Source organism: Levilactobacillus lindianensis (assembly GCF_003946095.1).
In the GTDB taxonomy this organism is placed as follows: domain Bacteria; phylum Bacillota; class Bacilli; order Lactobacillales; family Lactobacillaceae; genus Levilactobacillus; species Levilactobacillus lindianensis.
Genome location: NZ_RHOD01000063.1, coordinates 1 through 1272, shown reverse-complemented (window position 1 = coordinate 1272; position 1272 = coordinate 1). Strand labels below are relative to the sequence as shown.

At 39.1% G+C, this 1272-nt stretch carries 1 pseudogene; it reads left to right on the top strand.

What is annotated here, in order from left to right:
* Nucleotides 1-256: 256 nt before the first annotated feature.
* Nucleotides 257-1002: pseudogene (locus EKM70_RS11290) on the top strand (transposase).
* The last annotated feature ends 270 nt before the right edge of the window (nucleotides 1003-1272 follow it).

The window sequence follows — 1272 nt, the reverse complement described above, 5'->3', positions numbered from 1 at the left end:
TTATAAAATCGAAATTTTATTAGATACACAAAAAAAACGCCACTCAATTAAGAATGACGTCTTTCTGATATATGTGCCAATACCAAATAAATAGAAGTTGATTATATTTTAACTTGATTAATCAAAACACGCAATGAATACGGGAAGTCCTTTACGGTCGTTAATACTCCTCTATTTTGATAATACAAAGTTGCAAGCTCGATAACAGAGAGCGTAAAATAACTTGTGTAAACGCATAAAAAGATTTCTAAATTGTATAGAACTAGGGAATGAACTTACCACAGAAATTATCGCTACGCTAGTCCAAAAACAAGATTTAGACGAAGTTTTTCGGCACCACCTCGAAATTGCGATTAACCAGCTGCTTCAAACCGAACTGGCAGCTTTTTTAGGCTATGAGCGCCACTCGTATGCTGAAATTAACACTAGAAATAACCGCAATGGCAGTTATGAACGCTCGTTTGATACGAAGTATGGTCAACTCAACTTAACCATTCCGCGGGATCGCAATGGTATTTTCCACAACCACATCTTGCCAGCCTACGGTCGGCACAGTGACATCTTGGAAACAACGGTTATTCAGCTATACACCAAGGGAATTACCACCACCGAAATCGCCTAACTCATTGAGAAAATGTACGGTGCTCATTACTCCAAAGCCACGGTTTCCAACACGACCAAAGTCGTTGATGAACAAGTTCAAGCTTTCCAGCAACGGCGACTGCCTTCGCAATATGCGGCCATCTTCTTAGATGCCAATTACCTGCCTTTAAAGCGGGACACCGTCCAAAAAGAAGCGGTTCATTGTATTCAACCAACTTGATTGCGAACTTTAACAAGCATCTCAAACGCAACCCCAACCACAAAGAACAATTTCCAACGGAAGATTCACTGAATCGATTCCTGGTTTCTCAGTTTAACGTCTACAACGAGAAGTCCATGAAGCGAATCCATCGCAGATTCAACGGACTTCAGGACACCCTGGAATCATCCTTTATTTAAATTAACTACATATTATATGTACGGAGGTATTTCATTTACACAAGATTCTTGACGATATCCATATTTACTCAATAGATTAATATCAAATGGTGAAAATCAACGAAAAAAGGAGATCTATCAAGCGATCTCCTGCCCAATAAATCTCCTCTTACATAAAGTTATTTATGAACACTGATTTAAGCTAAGCTGCCGATATCACAATCTCACCATCCACTAAATCAGCCTTCAAGTTTTTGACATCTAAGTGGTCAAGGTAGAAATCCGTTACCT